This window comes from Rubrivivax gelatinosus (assembly GCF_016583785.1).
GTDB classification, from domain to species: Bacteria; Pseudomonadota; Gammaproteobacteria; order Burkholderiales; family Burkholderiaceae_C; genus Rubrivivax; species Rubrivivax gelatinosus_B.
This window is the reverse complement of record NZ_NRRU01000001.1, coordinates 91,947-105,410: the sequence shown is the minus strand read 5'-3', so window position 1 is coordinate 105,410 and position 13,464 is coordinate 91,947. Positions and strand designations below refer to the sequence as shown.

22 protein-coding genes and 1 tRNA gene are annotated in these 13,464 nt (G+C 70.9%); 21 read left to right on the top strand and 2 right to left on the bottom strand.

From position 1 onward, the window contains the following. Positions 1–8 precede the first annotated feature (8 nt). The 19 genes from CKO43_RS00655 (at position 9) to CKO43_RS00565 (ending at position 11,121) form a co-directional block, all read left to right on the top strand. Positions 9–194 (top strand): hypothetical protein, encoded by a 186-nt coding sequence (locus tag CKO43_RS00655; protein ID WP_200377504.1) that lies wholly within the window; start codon positions 9–11, stop codon positions 192–194. Between the two features lie 70 nt (positions 195–264). Next, positions 265–471, top strand: coding sequence for a hypothetical protein (locus CKO43_RS00650; protein WP_200377503.1), 207 nt, complete (start codon positions 265–267; stop codon positions 469–471). Next, complete coding sequence (locus CKO43_RS00645) at positions 468–815, top strand: ogr/Delta-like zinc finger family protein (RefSeq protein WP_200377502.1); 348 nt, start codon at positions 468–470, stop codon at positions 813–815. Before CKO43_RS00650 ends, CKO43_RS00645 begins: the two co-directional genes overlap by 4 nt. Before the next feature lie 170 nt (positions 816–985). Next, positions 986–1,399: a hypothetical protein gene (locus CKO43_RS00640; protein WP_200377501.1), complete on the top strand. Its 414-nt coding sequence runs from the start codon at positions 986–988 to the stop codon at positions 1,397–1,399. Next, the gene (locus CKO43_RS00635; protein ID WP_200377500.1) at positions 1,396–4,113 is read left to right on the top strand and encodes a toprim domain-containing protein; all 2,718 of its coding nucleotides are present in this window, start codon (positions 1,396–1,398) and stop codon (positions 4,111–4,113) included. Before CKO43_RS00640 ends, CKO43_RS00635 begins: the two co-directional genes overlap by 4 nt. Before the next feature lie 19 nt (positions 4,114–4,132). Continuing rightward, on the top strand, positions 4,133–4,339 hold the full coding sequence (locus tag CKO43_RS00630) for a hypothetical protein (protein WP_200377499.1): 207 nt from the start codon (positions 4,133–4,135) through the stop codon (positions 4,337–4,339). After that, positions 4,339–4,482, top strand: a complete 144-nt coding sequence (locus CKO43_RS00625) for a hypothetical protein (protein WP_200377498.1) — start codon at positions 4,339–4,341, stop codon at positions 4,480–4,482. Before CKO43_RS00630 ends, CKO43_RS00625 begins: the two co-directional genes overlap by 1 nt. Before the next feature lie 25 nt (positions 4,483–4,507). Then, a complete protein-coding gene (locus CKO43_RS00620; protein ID WP_200377497.1) occupies positions 4,508–5,233 on the top strand; it encodes a deoxynucleotide monophosphate kinase family protein in 726 nt (241 codons plus the stop codon). Beyond that, positions 5,230–5,748, top strand: coding sequence for a hypothetical protein (locus CKO43_RS00615; protein ID WP_200377496.1), 519 nt, complete (start codon positions 5,230–5,232; stop codon positions 5,746–5,748). The genes CKO43_RS00620 and CKO43_RS00615 overlap by 4 nt, the downstream gene beginning before the upstream one ends. Further along, positions 5,748–6,599 (top strand): DNA adenine methylase, encoded by an 852-nt coding sequence (locus CKO43_RS00610; protein WP_200377495.1) that lies wholly within the window; start codon positions 5,748–5,750, stop codon positions 6,597–6,599. Before CKO43_RS00615 ends, CKO43_RS00610 begins: the two co-directional genes overlap by 1 nt. Beyond that, on the top strand, positions 6,599–7,513 hold the full coding sequence (locus CKO43_RS00605; RefSeq protein ID WP_200377494.1) for a DNA cytosine methyltransferase: 915 nt from the start codon (positions 6,599–6,601) through the stop codon (positions 7,511–7,513). Before CKO43_RS00610 ends, CKO43_RS00605 begins: the two co-directional genes overlap by 1 nt. Then, positions 7,513–7,740 (top strand): hypothetical protein, encoded by a 228-nt coding sequence (locus CKO43_RS00600; RefSeq protein ID WP_200377493.1) that lies wholly within the window; start codon positions 7,513–7,515, stop codon positions 7,738–7,740. Before CKO43_RS00605 ends, CKO43_RS00600 begins: the two co-directional genes overlap by 1 nt. A 25-nt stretch (positions 7,741–7,765) precedes the next feature. Continuing rightward, on the top strand, positions 7,766–8,104 hold the full coding sequence (locus tag CKO43_RS00595; RefSeq protein ID WP_200377492.1) for a hypothetical protein: 339 nt from the start codon (positions 7,766–7,768) through the stop codon (positions 8,102–8,104). After that, the gene (locus tag CKO43_RS00590) at positions 8,098–8,268 is read left to right on the top strand and encodes a hypothetical protein (protein ID WP_200377491.1); all 171 of its coding nucleotides are present in this window, start codon (positions 8,098–8,100) and stop codon (positions 8,266–8,268) included. Before CKO43_RS00595 ends, CKO43_RS00590 begins: the two co-directional genes overlap by 7 nt. Before the next feature lie 10 nt (positions 8,269–8,278). Further along, complete coding sequence (locus CKO43_RS00585) at positions 8,279–8,545, top strand: hypothetical protein (RefSeq protein WP_200377490.1); 267 nt, start codon at positions 8,279–8,281, stop codon at positions 8,543–8,545. Next, the gene (locus CKO43_RS00580) at positions 8,535–8,912 is read left to right on the top strand and encodes a hypothetical protein (protein WP_200377489.1); all 378 of its coding nucleotides are present in this window, start codon (positions 8,535–8,537) and stop codon (positions 8,910–8,912) included. Before CKO43_RS00585 ends, CKO43_RS00580 begins: the two co-directional genes overlap by 11 nt. Continuing rightward, positions 8,902–10,107, top strand: a complete 1,206-nt coding sequence (locus CKO43_RS00575) for a hypothetical protein (RefSeq protein WP_200377488.1) — start codon at positions 8,902–8,904, stop codon at positions 10,105–10,107. Before CKO43_RS00580 ends, CKO43_RS00575 begins: the two co-directional genes overlap by 11 nt. After that, complete coding sequence (locus CKO43_RS00570; RefSeq protein ID WP_200377487.1) at positions 10,107–10,475, top strand: hypothetical protein; 369 nt, start codon at positions 10,107–10,109, stop codon at positions 10,473–10,475. The genes CKO43_RS00575 and CKO43_RS00570 overlap by 1 nt, the downstream gene beginning before the upstream one ends. Further along, complete coding sequence (locus tag CKO43_RS00565; RefSeq protein WP_200377486.1) at positions 10,468–11,121, top strand: DnaJ domain-containing protein; 654 nt, start codon at positions 10,468–10,470, stop codon at positions 11,119–11,121. Before CKO43_RS00570 ends, CKO43_RS00565 begins: the two co-directional genes overlap by 8 nt. Before the next feature lie 11 nt (positions 11,122–11,132). Here the strand turns inward: CKO43_RS00565 and CKO43_RS00560 are convergent, their stop codons facing one another. Beyond that, positions 11,133–11,339 (bottom strand): hypothetical protein, encoded by a 207-nt coding sequence (locus CKO43_RS00560; RefSeq protein WP_200377485.1) that lies wholly within the window; start codon positions 11,337–11,339, stop codon positions 11,133–11,135. Between the two features lie 86 nt (positions 11,340–11,425). Here CKO43_RS00560 and CKO43_RS00555 point away from each other — a divergent pair, with 86 nt between their 5' ends. Then, positions 11,426–11,683 (top strand): hypothetical protein, encoded by a 258-nt coding sequence (locus tag CKO43_RS00555; RefSeq protein WP_200377484.1) that lies wholly within the window; start codon positions 11,426–11,428, stop codon positions 11,681–11,683. A 126-nt stretch (positions 11,684–11,809) separates the two neighbouring features. Further along, on the top strand, positions 11,810–13,393 hold the full coding sequence (locus CKO43_RS00550; protein ID WP_200377483.1) for a recombinase family protein: 1,584 nt from the start codon (positions 11,810–11,812) through the stop codon (positions 13,391–13,393). Here the strand turns inward: CKO43_RS00550 and CKO43_RS00545 are convergent. Next, positions 13,372–13,448 (bottom strand) — tRNA-Met (locus CKO43_RS00545). The two genes, CKO43_RS00550 and CKO43_RS00545, sit on opposite strands and share 22 nt — an antisense overlap. Positions 13,449–13,464: the final 16 nt, after the last annotated feature.

The window sequence follows — 13,464 nt, the reverse complement described above, 5'->3', positions numbered from 1 at the left end:
AAAAAGTCATGTACCCCGACCCGAAGCGCGTCCGCGACAACCGCGTCACCCTGCGGCTCGACGACTACGAGCACGACCTCTTGACTGCGCTGGCCAACTACCAGGGCGAGCAGCTCAGCACGCTCCTGCGTGAACTCGTGATGCGCGAGGCCCAGCAGGTGCTGGCCGCGAGTTTCGACCGCCGCCAAGGCTGAGGCCAGGCGCATACAGGCGCCCCAAGCGCCCCCGATCCGCCACCGATTCGGCAGACGAAAAGCAGCACACATGCCCGAGCACGCAATCACGCTCTCAGACGCCGACCTCGACATGCTCGAGCGCGTGCGCCAGTCGCAGGGCCTTGCCGACGTGCACCAGGCTGCGGAATGGCTGGCCAAGGTGAGGCTGCGCCGCGCAGCGCGCGCCAGCACCGGCCGCGGCCGCGCTCTGAACCTGGTGCATGTAGCGGCGCCGAAGCCGGAAGGCACCCGATGAGCCGCCCGCGCGCTGCACGCCTCGGTGTCCGCTGCCCGCACTGCGATGCGCGGTGCGTCGGCCAGCGCGATCGCCGCATCTCGCGCGTGCTGACCGAGGTCGACTACCTCTGCACGAACCCCGACTGCAACCACCGCTTCGTCGTCTCGGTCGAGGCGGTGCGCACGATCGGCCTGTCGTCGACGCCACGAAGCGACGTGCACATCCCGCTTTCGACGCACATCCGCCGCGGCGCCATCGCCGCGCAAATCTCGGCGCTGCCGCCCGCGCGCGGCGCCGACGAATGGCCCGCTGGCCAAGCCGCCAGCGACCCCACCGGCGACCTGTTCGAGGCGACCGGATGAACGACGACCACCCGAGCCGCGCAGGCCCCGCCTGACCGGCTGACACCACCCAAAACCACCCGCTGCAGGGCCTGTTCGGAGGCCCCTGCGGATCAGCTCACGCCTACGAGATCCACGCCATGCCGACAACGACTCGCCGATCACCCGCCAAGTCCTCCCACGAGGGCGTCATGCAACAGCTCGCCCGGCGCGACGCCGCCCCCCTGGCTGCAGCGGCGCTCGAGCACGAGCTGGAACGCCACCGCACAGCGGTCGCAGTGCTGGAACGCCTCGCTGGACAGCTGCAGGTGCTGGACACCTTCCGTCCGGCGCTGGCGGCGAAGGGCGTGAAGGTCTCCTACGGCCAGGTCAGCACGACCGGCACCTTCGAGAAGGCCGTCTATCTCACCGAACCAATGTTCGACGGCGACTGGGGCATGCGGCTCAAGGCGGCGCTGCTCGAGCTGGGCTGGAAGCTCGTCGAGTGCCGAGACGGCGGCAGCTACGAGGCGGTGCAGTTGACGACCACCGTCGAGCGCCGCCGCTGCACCGTGCGCTTCAACGCCAACAAGCCGAAGGCAGCGACCGGAGCGGGTGCAGCGTGAGTCCCGACCTGCTCAAGTCCGTCCTGCGCGAGCTGGGCGAGTTCGGGTTCAAGGAAGAAGGCTCCGGCGAGGAGCGCTGGCTGCGCAAGGGCACCTGCCCGAGCTGCGGCAAGCGCGAGCTGTACACGAAGGCCGAGCACCCATGGGTGCTGCGCTGCGGTCGCCTGAACAACTGCGGCTACGAGGCGCACGTCAAAGAGCTGTATCCGGGCCTCTTCAGCGACTGGACGAAGCGCGCGCGCGACCAGGCCGCCGCGAACCCGGCTGTGCCGCCGAACCCGCGGGCCGCGGCGGACCTGTACATGTCCGAGGGGCGCGGCTTCCAGCTCGCGCTGATCAACGGCTGGTACAGCCAGGACACCTACTTCGACCCCGAGGCCGACAACGGCCGCGGCGCCGGCAGTGCCACCGTCCGCTTCGCCGTCGGCGCCGACTACTGGCAGCGGATCATCGACAGGCCCGAGCGCTTCGGGAAGAAGAAGGCGCATTTCAAGGCGGGCAGCTCGTACAAGGGCCGCTGGTGGCAGCCGACCGGCATGCTGCCGGCCGAGGGCCGGGAACTGTGGATCGTCGAGGGGATCTTCGACGCGATCGCGCTTTTCCATCACGGCATCCCGGCAGTCGCTGCGCTGAGCAGCAACAACTACCCGGACAAGAGCCTCGAGGACCTGCGCATCGCGGTGTCGGCCCGTGGCGTCGAGCTGAAGCTGGTCTGGGCGCTGGACGGCGACGCCGCCGGCCGCCGCTTCACCGTCAAGCACGTGGACCTGGCGCGCAAGGCTGGCTGGGTGTGCGAGGCCGCGCAGATCCCGCAGACCGGCCGCGGCAAGCTCGACTGGAACGACCTGCACCAGCGCGGCCGCCTGGAGGCCAAGGACCTCGAGGAGTACCGCTACCACGGCGCGCTGCTGATTGCCGAGAGCGCCAGCGCCAAAGGCCTGCTGATGTACCGCCACAGCGGCGGCGCGCGCACCGAGTTCGACTTCGAGTTCAAGCGCCGGCTGTACTGGTTCCGGCTCGATGTCGAGGCCTTCAACAGGGCGCTGCAGCAGCTGGAGAAAGACGACGAGGGCAAGCACAGCGAGGACGAGCTGCGCGAGGAGGCGCTGAAGAAGAGCCACGTCATCCGGCCGATCGCCAACTGCTACCCGGTGCCGCTGTACTTCCAGGAGAACAAGCTCACCGACGAGAGCTGGTATTACTTCCGCGTCGAGTTCCCGCACGACGCGGCGCCGGTCAAGAACACCTTCAGCGCAGCGCAGCTCAGCGCCGCGGCGGAGTTCAAAAAGCGCCTGCTGGGCATCGCGCCGGGCGCCGTCTTCACCGGCTCGAGCCAGATGCTCGAGCGGATGATGGAGAGGCAGCTCTACGCGATCAAGCGCGTCGAGACCGTCGACTTCATCGGCTACTCGGCCACCCACGGCGCCTACGTCCTGGGCGACGTCGCGGTGCAGGGCGGCCAGGTGCACGAGATCAACGCCGAAGACTTCTTCGACCTCGGCAACAAGCTCGCGCTGAAGAGCCTCAACCAGTCGGTCGCGCTCAGCATCAACCGGGACGCCCAGGCCTACCGCGCCGACTGGCTGGGCCTGCTGTGGCGCTGCTTCGGCGCCAAGGGGCTGGCCGCCCTCACCTTCTGGTTCGGCGCGCTGTTCGCCGAGCAGATCCGCGGCTCGCAGAAGAGCTACCCCTTCCTCGAGGTGGTCGGCGAGGCCGGCGCGGGCAAGTCGACGCTGATCGAGTTCCTGTGGAAGCTCGTCGGTCGGCGCGACTACGAAGGCTTCGACCCGTCGAAGTCATCGCTGGCCGCCCGGGCCCGGAACTTCGCCCAGGTGTCCAACCTGCCGGTCGTGCTGATCGAGAGCGACCGCGAGCGCACGGGCGACAACCCGCACGTCAAGAGCTTCGACTGGGACGAGCTGAAGACCTGCTTCAATGGCCGCAGCGTGCGGGCCCGGGGCATGGCCACCGGCGGCAACGAGACCTATGAGCCGCCCTTCCGCGGCGCGATCGTCATCAGCCAGAACAACGAGGTGCAGGCCTCGGACGCGATCCTGCAGCGGATCGTCCACCTGGACTTCGACCGCAAGGGGCAGACGCCGGCGACGCGCGAAGCGGCGATCACGCTGGAGAGCATGCCGGTAGAGCAGGTGAGCGGCTTCGTGCTGCGCGCCGCGATGCGCGAGGCACAGGTCCTGTCGACGGTGGCAGAGCGCACGCCGGTGCACGAGGCGCACCTGCAGGGCCTCGTGAAGAGCACCCGGATCGCGAAGAACCACGCGCAGATCAAGGCGCTGGCCGACGCGCTGCGCCTGGTGGCGCCGATCAGCGAGGAGCAGCTCGCCGCGCTGCACGCCCAGATCGACACGATGGCAGTGGAGCGTCAGGCCGCGATCAGCGCCGACCACCCGATGGTCGCCGGCTTCTGGGAGGTGTTCGAGTACCTCGAGAACTTCCAGGCGCTCAACCACGCGCGCGACGACGACGTCATCGCCGTCAACCTCAACCACCTCTACGAGGTCGCCCGCGAGCACGGGCAGACGCTGCCCCTGCTCGGCGACTTGAAGAAAGTGCTGAAGACCAGCCGGTCGCGGCTCTACCTCGACAGCAAGAACGTCAACAGCGGCATCCGCGCGCGCGGCGAGAACGTCGCCGCAGTGCTGTTCTGCCACCGCTTCCTCAAGCCGGGCGTCAAGCCCACCGGCAAGCACTGACCACCACCAGGGAGGCTTCATGCACCTCGCACTCGTCCATTCGTCCCCGACCGCCGCGGCGGCCGTGCCGGGCCCGGCGCTGCAGCGCTTCGACGTCGTGCACGTCGATGACGACGGCCGCCGCCGGGCCTACAGCGAGCTGGCGCCGTCGGCGCGTGCCGCTGAGGACCGCGCCGTCGACCGCTTCGGCATGCCCCGCCTGCTGCGCGCCTGGAGGGCGTCGTGATGGCCAGCGTCCAGCGCGTGCAGCGCCACTACGTCACCGCCTGGGGCATCGGCTTTCGCCTCGGGCTGCTCTACGGCGTCGCCGGCGGCGGTGCCGTCATGGCGGTCGTCTTCCAGGTCGCGCTGCTCTGGCCGGCGCGCTGATTCACCCGTCCCCGAGGACTTGACCATGAACCACCCTTACACCACCGGCGTCGACCTGGCCCGCAAGCCGGACGCCAGCATCACGATCCCCCGGCCGACTCGCACCGCGCCGGCCATCCTTGGCCTGTGCGGACTGCCGGGCTGCGGCAAGGACGCCTGCGCAGACGTGCTGGAGCGCTACGGCTGGCGCCGCATCGCCTTCGCCGACGCGCTGCGCGCCGAGATCTGCGAGGCCTGGGGCGTCGACGTCCGCCTGCTGCAGGACCGCGGCACGAAGGGCTTGCCGCTGGGCGCTCTGGCCATCGGCCGCTGCGCCGAGCCGGCGTTCATCGGCTGGGCCCGCCGCGAAGGCCTGGACCTCGCCGCCCCGCGCAGCCCGCGCTGGCTGATGCAGCGCTACGCGACCGAGTTCACCCGCGACCGCGATCCCGACTACTGGGTGCGCCAGGTGCGCCTGCGGATGCTGGACCTGATGGCCGCCGGCGAGACGCGCTTCGTCGTCACCGACGTCCGGTTCGTCAACGAGGCAGCGATGCTGCAGCTGGCGGGCGCGCTGATCGTGCGCGTGTACCGCCGCGAGCTGGAGGCGCTGACGCCCGACACGGCGGACCACGAGAGCAACCGGCTCGGCCGGTTGCCCGTCAACGCTCACCTCGTGAACGACGGAACGCTCGACGCGCTGGCGCTCGACGTCGTCGACCTGGTCGCCCGCCTGTTTGGTCTGGACGTGCTGCCGGGAGCCGCGCGATGAGCCGCCGCCCGCAGTTCCGCCACACGCGGGAAGAGCTGCTGCACCGCATGGAGCTGAGACAGGCGCGGCGGCGGCACCTGACGCCCGACCAGATCAAGGCGCTGGCGCTGGCGCACCTGACGAACGTCGACGCAATCGCGCGTGGCCGCGCCGACGCCGGCGTGATGTGGGACCTGGCCGAGGCCGCGCTGCAGTGGAGCCTGGTGGCGGACGCGCTGCGCCAGCAGCACCCCGACAACGCGGACCTCGAGGAGGCCGCCGCCGGCATGCGTGCGCACCTGGAGACGGCCCTCGGCGTGGTGAAGCGCTGGTCGGCCACCGGCCGGATCGTCTTCCGGGGCCCCGAGCTGACCCAGGCGCGCCAGGCCATCGACTGGATGGACGCGCTAGCGGAGGCCGTCGACCAGGGCACCGCGATCGCGTGCGCCCTGGAGTGCGCGCGGATGCTGGAGCCCCTGAAGCGCCAGCACCAGGCGCCTGCGGCGCAACGCCCGGCACTTGCGGAGGCGGCCTGATGTCCGCGATCAGACGGCCTGCTCTCCGGTACCACGGTGGAAAGTTCAGGCTTGCCCCGTGGGTGGCGCAGTTCTTCCCGCCGCACTCGGCCTACGCCGAGCTGTTCGGCGGGGCGGCGTCGCTGCTGCTGCTCAAGCCGCCGGTTCCCGCCGAGGTCTACAACGACCTCGACGCGCGCGTCGTGAACTACTTCCGCGTGCTCCGGGACCCGGTGAAGTCTGCCGAGTTGCAGCGCCGCTGCTCGCTAACGCCGTATGCGCGCGCCGAGCTGGAGTGGTCGTTCGGCGAGCCCACCGACGATGTCGACGCCGCGCACCGGCTGGTCGTCCGGTCGTTTCTTGGCCACGGGTCGGACTCCGCGACGCGCGTCTCGCGCACCGGCTTTCGGGCCCGGCTCACCGACGGCCGTGCCTTGAACTCCGCGGAGTGGGCAACCTGGGCGGACTGCATCCCGGCGATGCGCGATCGCCTCATGCGCGTGCTGATCGAGAACGACCGCGCGGAGCGCATCGTTGACCGCATGGACGGGCCTGGCACGCTCTTCTACGCCGACCCGCCGTACCTGCACTCCACCCGCTCCGGCAAGACCGGGAGCAACGGCTACTTGCACGAGATGTCCGACGACGACCACGCAGCGCTGCTGGAGCGGATGCGGGCGGCCGTCGGCATGGTCGTGCTCTCGGGCTATCCGAGCGCGCTCTACGACGAGGCCCTGCAAGGCTGGGAGCGCCACGAGCGCCGGGCCATCGCCGACTGCGCTGCGATCCGCACCGAGGTCGTATGGCTCAACCCCGCCTGCAGCGCCGCGCTGGCGCGCAGCCGCGGCGGCCTGTTCGAGGAGGCAGCCTGATGCGCGCCATCGACCTCTTTGCGGGCGCCGGCGGCTTCAGCACCGGCGCGGTGCTGGCCGGCTGCCGCGTGCTATGGGCCGCGAACCACTGGCCAGTCGCCGTCGAGTGGCACGCCGCCAATCACCCCGAGACCGAGCACGAATGCCAGGACCTGCAGCAGGCCGACTTCCGCGCCGCGCCGGCGCACGACCTGCTGCTGGCGTCGCCGGCGTGCCAGGGCCACAGCCCGGCGCGCGGCAAGGATCGCCCGCACCACGACGCGCAACGCGCGACCGCTTGGGCCGTCGTCACATGCGCCGAGGTCCACCGGCCGCCGGTCGTCGTCATCGAGAACGTCCCGGCCTTTTCAAACTGGGCGCTTTACCCGGCGTGGTGCGCCGCGATGCACGCGCTCGGCTACGCGCTGGCGCCGATGGTGCTCGACGCCGCCGACGCCGGCGTCCCGCAGCAGCGCCGCCGCCTTTTCGTCGTCGCGACGCGCTCGCGTCATCCGATCGAGCTGCAGATGCATCAGCGCGAGCACCGGCCCGCCGCCGCGGCGATCGACTTCACCGCCGGCCGCTGGTCGCCGGTGCAGCGCCCGGGACGCAGCGCCCGCACGCTGGCCCGCATTGCCGCGGGCCGTCGCCGCTTCGGCGCTCGCTTCGTCGCTCCGTACTACGGCAGCGGCAGCGGCGAGACAGGCCGCAGCCTGGACCGACCGATCGGCACCCTGACGACGCGCGCGCGCTGGGCCGTGGTCGACGGCGAACGCATGCGGATGGTGCTCGCCACCGAGGGACGCGAGCTGATGGGCCTGCCGGACGGCTACCTACTGCCGGCGAACGAAGCGACCGCCTGGCACCTGATCGGCAACGCCGTCTGCCCGCCCCAGGCCGCGCAGCTGATCGAAGCGATCCGGAGGGCCGCCTGATGAGCCCCTTCGACCCGAACTACCGCGGCCAGCTCGCTGCCGAGCTGACCTCGCCCGCCGGCCGCGCCCGCGCCGAAGCCTCGCGCGCGGCGCGCCGCCGGCGCGAGCTGCAGCTGACGTCCGATGACCCGGCCCAGCGCTGGAACGCCAGCTGCGCCGTCGCCGGCCTCGGCGTCCCCAGCGACCCGGCCAAGGCCGCCCGAATCCGCAAGCCATCGCGGCTGTAGCCGCACAACAGAGGGAGTCCACACGATGTGCAAGAAGACCTGCAGCGGCGCCTGCCGCTGCGCCAACGCCAACACCGCCGCGGCTGTCGACGCCGTCAACGCGCTCGGCGCCGCCCTCTCGCAGCCACCTGCTGGCGGCGAGCAGATGACGGACGAGTGGCTCGTCGAGCAAGCCGGCCGCGCGGCCTGGATCGCTGCGGCAGGTTTCGCGCCCGAGGCGCAGCAGGCCGCGTTCCTGCGTGGCATCGCCAACCGGGTGTTGATGAGCTTCGGCTGCGACCCCGCCGCCGCGCTGGCGGTCCCCTTCACCGGCCGCCTGCGCGCCGGCACCGAGGTCGTGCACCAGGAGACGACGCCGTGCTGAGGCTGCTCAACGCCGCCGCGGCGGCGATCGGCTGGCTCACGGTCGTGGCCGCGCTGCTGTCGGCCGTCGGCGCCGGCCGCTTCATCTGGGCCTTCGAGGCGGGCGACGAGCCCGCGCACGAGGCTGATCAACAACCCGCCGCGCTGCTGGCCAGTGCGCGCTGAGGAGCGATCCATGTCCGATGCGATGAAGAAGACCGCCGGCGCACGCCCGCAGGTGACCGTCGAGCGAGGCCCGAAGGGCGGATTCCGTTTCAACTGGAAGAGCCTTCCCGCCAGGGGCGACGTCGTGAAGATGAGCGACGGCCGAAGCATGGTTTACCAGCAGGTCGGCCCTGCGGGGATGGTGCTGTGCACCGACGAAGGCGGCGCCGAGCATCTGCTGTTCCCCAGCCAGATCGATCTGGTGATCCCCGGCGGCGAGGCCTCGAATGCCGACTGACCTGTCGATCCTGCTCCCGGAGCTGCGCCAGGTCCTCGCGGCCTTCCCGGGCGGCGCAACGCAGGCGACGGCGGCGGTGCAGCGTGCGCTGGAGGGCGTCGCCGTCGGCCGCGCTCTGCGCCGCTTCATCGAAGCGGCCACCCAGGCCGCGCCGGCGCTGCTCGCCGAGCTGGACCAGCACGGCGACCCCAAGCCCGCCGAGAAGGACCTCGACGAGCTGATCAAGCACACCCTGCTCTTCTGCAAGTCGCCCGAAGTCGCGACCCGCGCCGCGGCGCATGACGGCTGGATCGCCGGCTACCAGGCGGCGGCCGTCAAGGCGGCGGCGAAGAGCGACAACACCCAGGAGGCCCAAGATGGCATCTGACCTCTCGATCCTGATCCCGCGGCTTCGCGCCGCGATCGCGGCGCTGCCGCCCGGCGCCTGGCCGCTCGATCGCCAGACGCTCCAGGTGGTGATGGGCGGCCGGCGCTTCGGCAAGACCGCGCAGGCCTACGTCGATCTCGCCGCCGAGGCGGCTCCAGCGCTGCTCGAGCACGCCGAGCTCTACGAGCACCTGCGCACGCGCCCGCTGGACACCATCGCTCTGGCCAAGGGCGGCGTCTTCGCCGGCCGCGTGCCCGACAACGTCGTGCTCAACGGCGAGGACCTGGACCGGGCGATCCGGGAGGAGATGGGCCGGCCGCAGGCGGCGCAGGCCGAGCAGGTGGCGGAACGCGACGAGATCTTGAACGACTTCGAGCGCGAGCTTTTCGACGCCACGAAGCCCGAATGGGTTGCCGGCATGACGAATGACTGGACCGCCATCGGCGCACAGCTCTGCACGAAAGACGGCCGCGTGACTGGGAACGCCGTGGTGACGGGCAGCAAGGAGGCCAACGGAACGCCCTTCTACAGCGTGGTCACCGACGTCGGCACGCAGTTGCACCTGAGCGAACAGGAGCTGAAGTCGAGGTTCCACCAGCCGCGTTTCACTATGGTCGTCGAAAGGCACCCCGGCGTCCTGCGTAGAGCCGGCCAGGCGCTGCCGCTGCAGGCCAAGCCGAAGGCGCCACAGCTGTACGAGGAAGACGCGCTACTGCTGGCCCAGGCGGTCGACATGCTGAGCGAGTACGCCGCCGACCTGCGGCGGCGAGGGGCCGACTCGGAGGCGGCCGGTGCCAAGTGCAGCTCGGCCGCAGTCCTCCGTCTGGGCGGCGCGCTCTCCCGTGCGGCACTTGCCGCCAGCGAGGCTGCGCTGCCGGCGCCCGAAGACAAGCCCGAGGCCGTGAATGCGCGGCTGCTGTCCGAACTGCGAGGCGCGCACCAGGCGCTTGAAGCCAACGGCTTCACGCAACAGGCAGGTACGGCCCGCGCCGTCATTGCCGACGCGGAGGCGGCGTGGCCCGCCCTGGCGGAAAGAGTGGCGCAGTTGCTGGACGGCTTCGACAGCAGGATCGCCACCGCGGAGGCCAACGGCGACAGCTACGACGCGGGCTACTTGAAGGCGATGAAAGCGAGCTTCAAGGCGCTGGTCACCTCGCTCGGCCTCGGCGCCACGGACGAGAAGGGAGGCGCGTGATGCAGACGAGCGCCTTTGCCTCGATCGCCAAGGCTCTGACGCGGCGTCAGTGCCACCGGGAAGGGCTGCGGCAGCGCTTCGATGAGGCTTCCGACGGCACACGAACCGCCATGCTGCTCGACATGCTGGACCGCAACGGCGCGATGCCCTCGCGCGACCTGGCCGATGCCGCCGGCCTGTCGGTCAAGGCGGTGCGGAACCTGCTGGACGGCCCGCGCCAGCGCGACCAGGTTCGCTTCCTGGCCGACCTCGCGGTCTGGGAGATCAACCGAAACTACGACGAGGACCTGCACGCGCAGCTGCTCGCCGCGGCCGCGCTGCTGCGGCGGCACGGGTGGACGGTAGAGAAGGGAGAGCGCCATGGCTGACGCGCTGAGCGCCTACCCGCTGCATTGGCCTGAAGGCTGGAAGCGCACCACAACCGGCGGCCGCCGGCCCGGTCACTTCGGCAAGCGCCGGCAGCAGCGCAACGGCGGCTACGCGATGCTCGAGGACCTCACGGTCACCGAGGCGGTGCGCCGCGTGCTTGAGGAACTGCAGCGCATGGGCATCGACCGCCAGGACGTCGTGATCAGCACGAACGTGCGCACGCGCCTGGACGGCCTGCCGCGCGCCGGCGAACGTGCGCCGCAAGACCCCGGCGCAGCCGTCTACTGGCAGGAGCCGACTGGCGCGCGCCGCTGCATCGCCGTCGACCAGTACCTGCGCGTGGAGCACAACCTCGCCGTGATCGCCGCGACGCTGGACGCCATGCGCGCGATCGAGCGCCACGGCGGCGCCGCGATCCTCGAACGGGCCTTCACGGGCTTCACGGCGCTGCCGGCAACTGGTGCAGCACGCGAGTGGTGGGAGATCCTGGGCGTCGCGCGCTCCTGCTCGTTGGACCAGGCCCGGGCCGCGTACCGGCGCCTCGCGGCGCTGCGGCACCCGGACCGGGGCGGCGACGCCGGAGAGATGGCGGCGATCAACGTCGCCTGGCATGCCGCGCAGGAAGCACTACGAGGCGCACGATGATCAGCCGCGCCTTACCGCGTCACCCAGCGCGCACCCGTCATGCTCGTGAGCTTGTCCAGCAGGCGTCGGTGCTCTTGGCACAAGTGGAAGACCCGATAGCGATGCTTTTTGGAGCCGTTGACGGAGGCAAGAAGCGTCTTCTCATCGATGTCACGCCGGACTCTGCGGATGGCGGCATGCAGCTGCTGCAGCGGGGTAATGGGGCGAATGGTGGTCATCTCATTTCCTTTCTGGGAGGGCCTCCCGCGGAATGTAGCGGTCCGCCTTGGAGGTATGGGCACGGGGTCTGCGAGGAGCCCTTCTGATGGCGAGCACCGTGCAGCAAACGTGGCAGCCGACCCGCGACGACCTGCAGGTCTCGCTGGCCGAGCTTCGGCACCGCGCACCGCGCATGCCGGCGTCGCTGGACGAGGCGCTGGCCAGCCCAACCTGGCACAAGCTGATCCGCTGCCACGCCAGCGCCAGGCTGCGCGAGGCCTCGGCACGACCGCGCACCGCGGCGGTGCCGTTGCGGCCGCTGCCGTCTTTCGACGCCCGGCGGGCCGCCGCCGGCGACCTGTGACCCCCGCTACGATGTCCCGAGATCCAGTAGCCCGCCACGCCGCCACGCGCCAGCTCGTTGAGATGCTGGCCGCGGACATCGTGCGCGAGCTACTGGCCTCCTCCCCCGTTTCGATGAACGCCCCAGATGGCCACCAACCAACCCCTGCGCGCGGTGCTCTACGCGCGGTACAGCAGCGACCGCCAGCGCGAAACGTCGATTGATGACCAGCTGCGCGCCGGGCGCACGCTGATCGCCCGGGAGGGCTGGCACTTGGCCGGCGAGTGGGGAGACGAGGAGATCTCGGGTTCGACGCCGGTGGCGCTGCGGCCAGGCGGCAAGGCCCTGCTGGCGGCAGCGCTGGCCAGCCGCTTTGATGTCCTGGTGCTCGAAGGCCTCGACCGCCTATCTCGGGAGGTCGGTGAGCAGGAGAGCATCGTCAAGCGACTCGAGCACCGAGGTATCCGCATCGTCGGCACCGCCGATGGCTACGACAGCGAGGCACGCGGCCGCAAGGTGATGCGCATCGCCCGCGGCTTGGTCAACGAGCTGTACCTGGACGACCTGCGCGAGAAGACGCACCGCGGCCTGGCGGGGCAGTTCGACCGCGGGTTCCACGTCGGCGGCGTCTGCTTCGGCTACCGATCGGAGCCCGTCGACGGCGCCGACGGCCGGCGCCTGGTCGTTGACGAGGCCGAGGCTTCGGTCGTGAGGGATATTTTTGAAGCCTACGCCGCCGGCGACAGCGCCCGCGCCATCTGCCACCGGCTCAACGCCGCTGGTATCCCGAGCCCGCGCGGCGGCACCTGGGCGGTGTCGGCACTCGTCGGCGACCGCGCCCGCGGCGCGGGCCTGCTCAACAACCAGCTGTACGCCGGCCGGCTGATCTGGAACCGCCGCCAGTGGCTGAAGGATCCGGACAGTGGGAAGCGCCGCTACGTCGAGCGGCCGCGCGAAGAGTGGCAGGTGCGAGACGTTCCCGAGCTACGCATCGTGCCGGCCGACCTGTGGGCTTCCGTCCGCGCCCGTGACCGCCGCTTCGGAGTGCAGGGCAAGGGGGCAAAGATGCGCACGCTCTTCGCCGGGCTGCTGCGGTGCTCTTGCTGCGGCGGGCCGATGACTGCGATCGACGCGCGGCGGTACGGCTGCAACGTCCACCAGGACCGCGGGCCGGCCGTCTGCGCGAACCGCGACGCCTTTCGACGGCGCGACGTAGACCAGGCACTTCTTGGGCTCGTCCGCGAGCAGCTGCTCGCCCCGGAGATGCTGGCGCAGCTCCAGGCCAGCGTCCGCGCAGGCCTGCGCGCCGCGACAGCCCAGGCCTCACGCGCCGGGAAGGCATCGGCGGCGCGCCAGGCCGAACTCGAGGGCGAGATCTCGCACCTGGTGGATGCTGTGGCTCAGATCGGGTTGAGCGAAGCGCTGAAGGCCCGCCTGGCGGCCGCGGAGGCCGAGCTGGCGCAGCTACAGGCGCCGCCGCCGGAAACGATCGACGTGGAGCGGGCCGCTTCGATGGCGCTGGCCGCCTACCGGCGCCGGCTGCTGGACCTGCAGGCCGCGCTCGAGCGCGAGTCCGACCGGGAGCGGACGCGCGAGCTGCTGGCGGAGATCGTCGGGCCAGTGCTACTGCGCCGTGATGACGCGGGCGACTGGGCCCAAATGGAAGAGCCGGCCCAGCGTGTGGCGCTGGCCGGCTCTGCTTCTGGTAATGGTTGCGGGGGCAGGATTTGAACCTGCGACCTTTGGGTTATGAGCCCAACGAGCTACCAGACTGCTCCACCCCGCGACTGAGAAAGTGACTA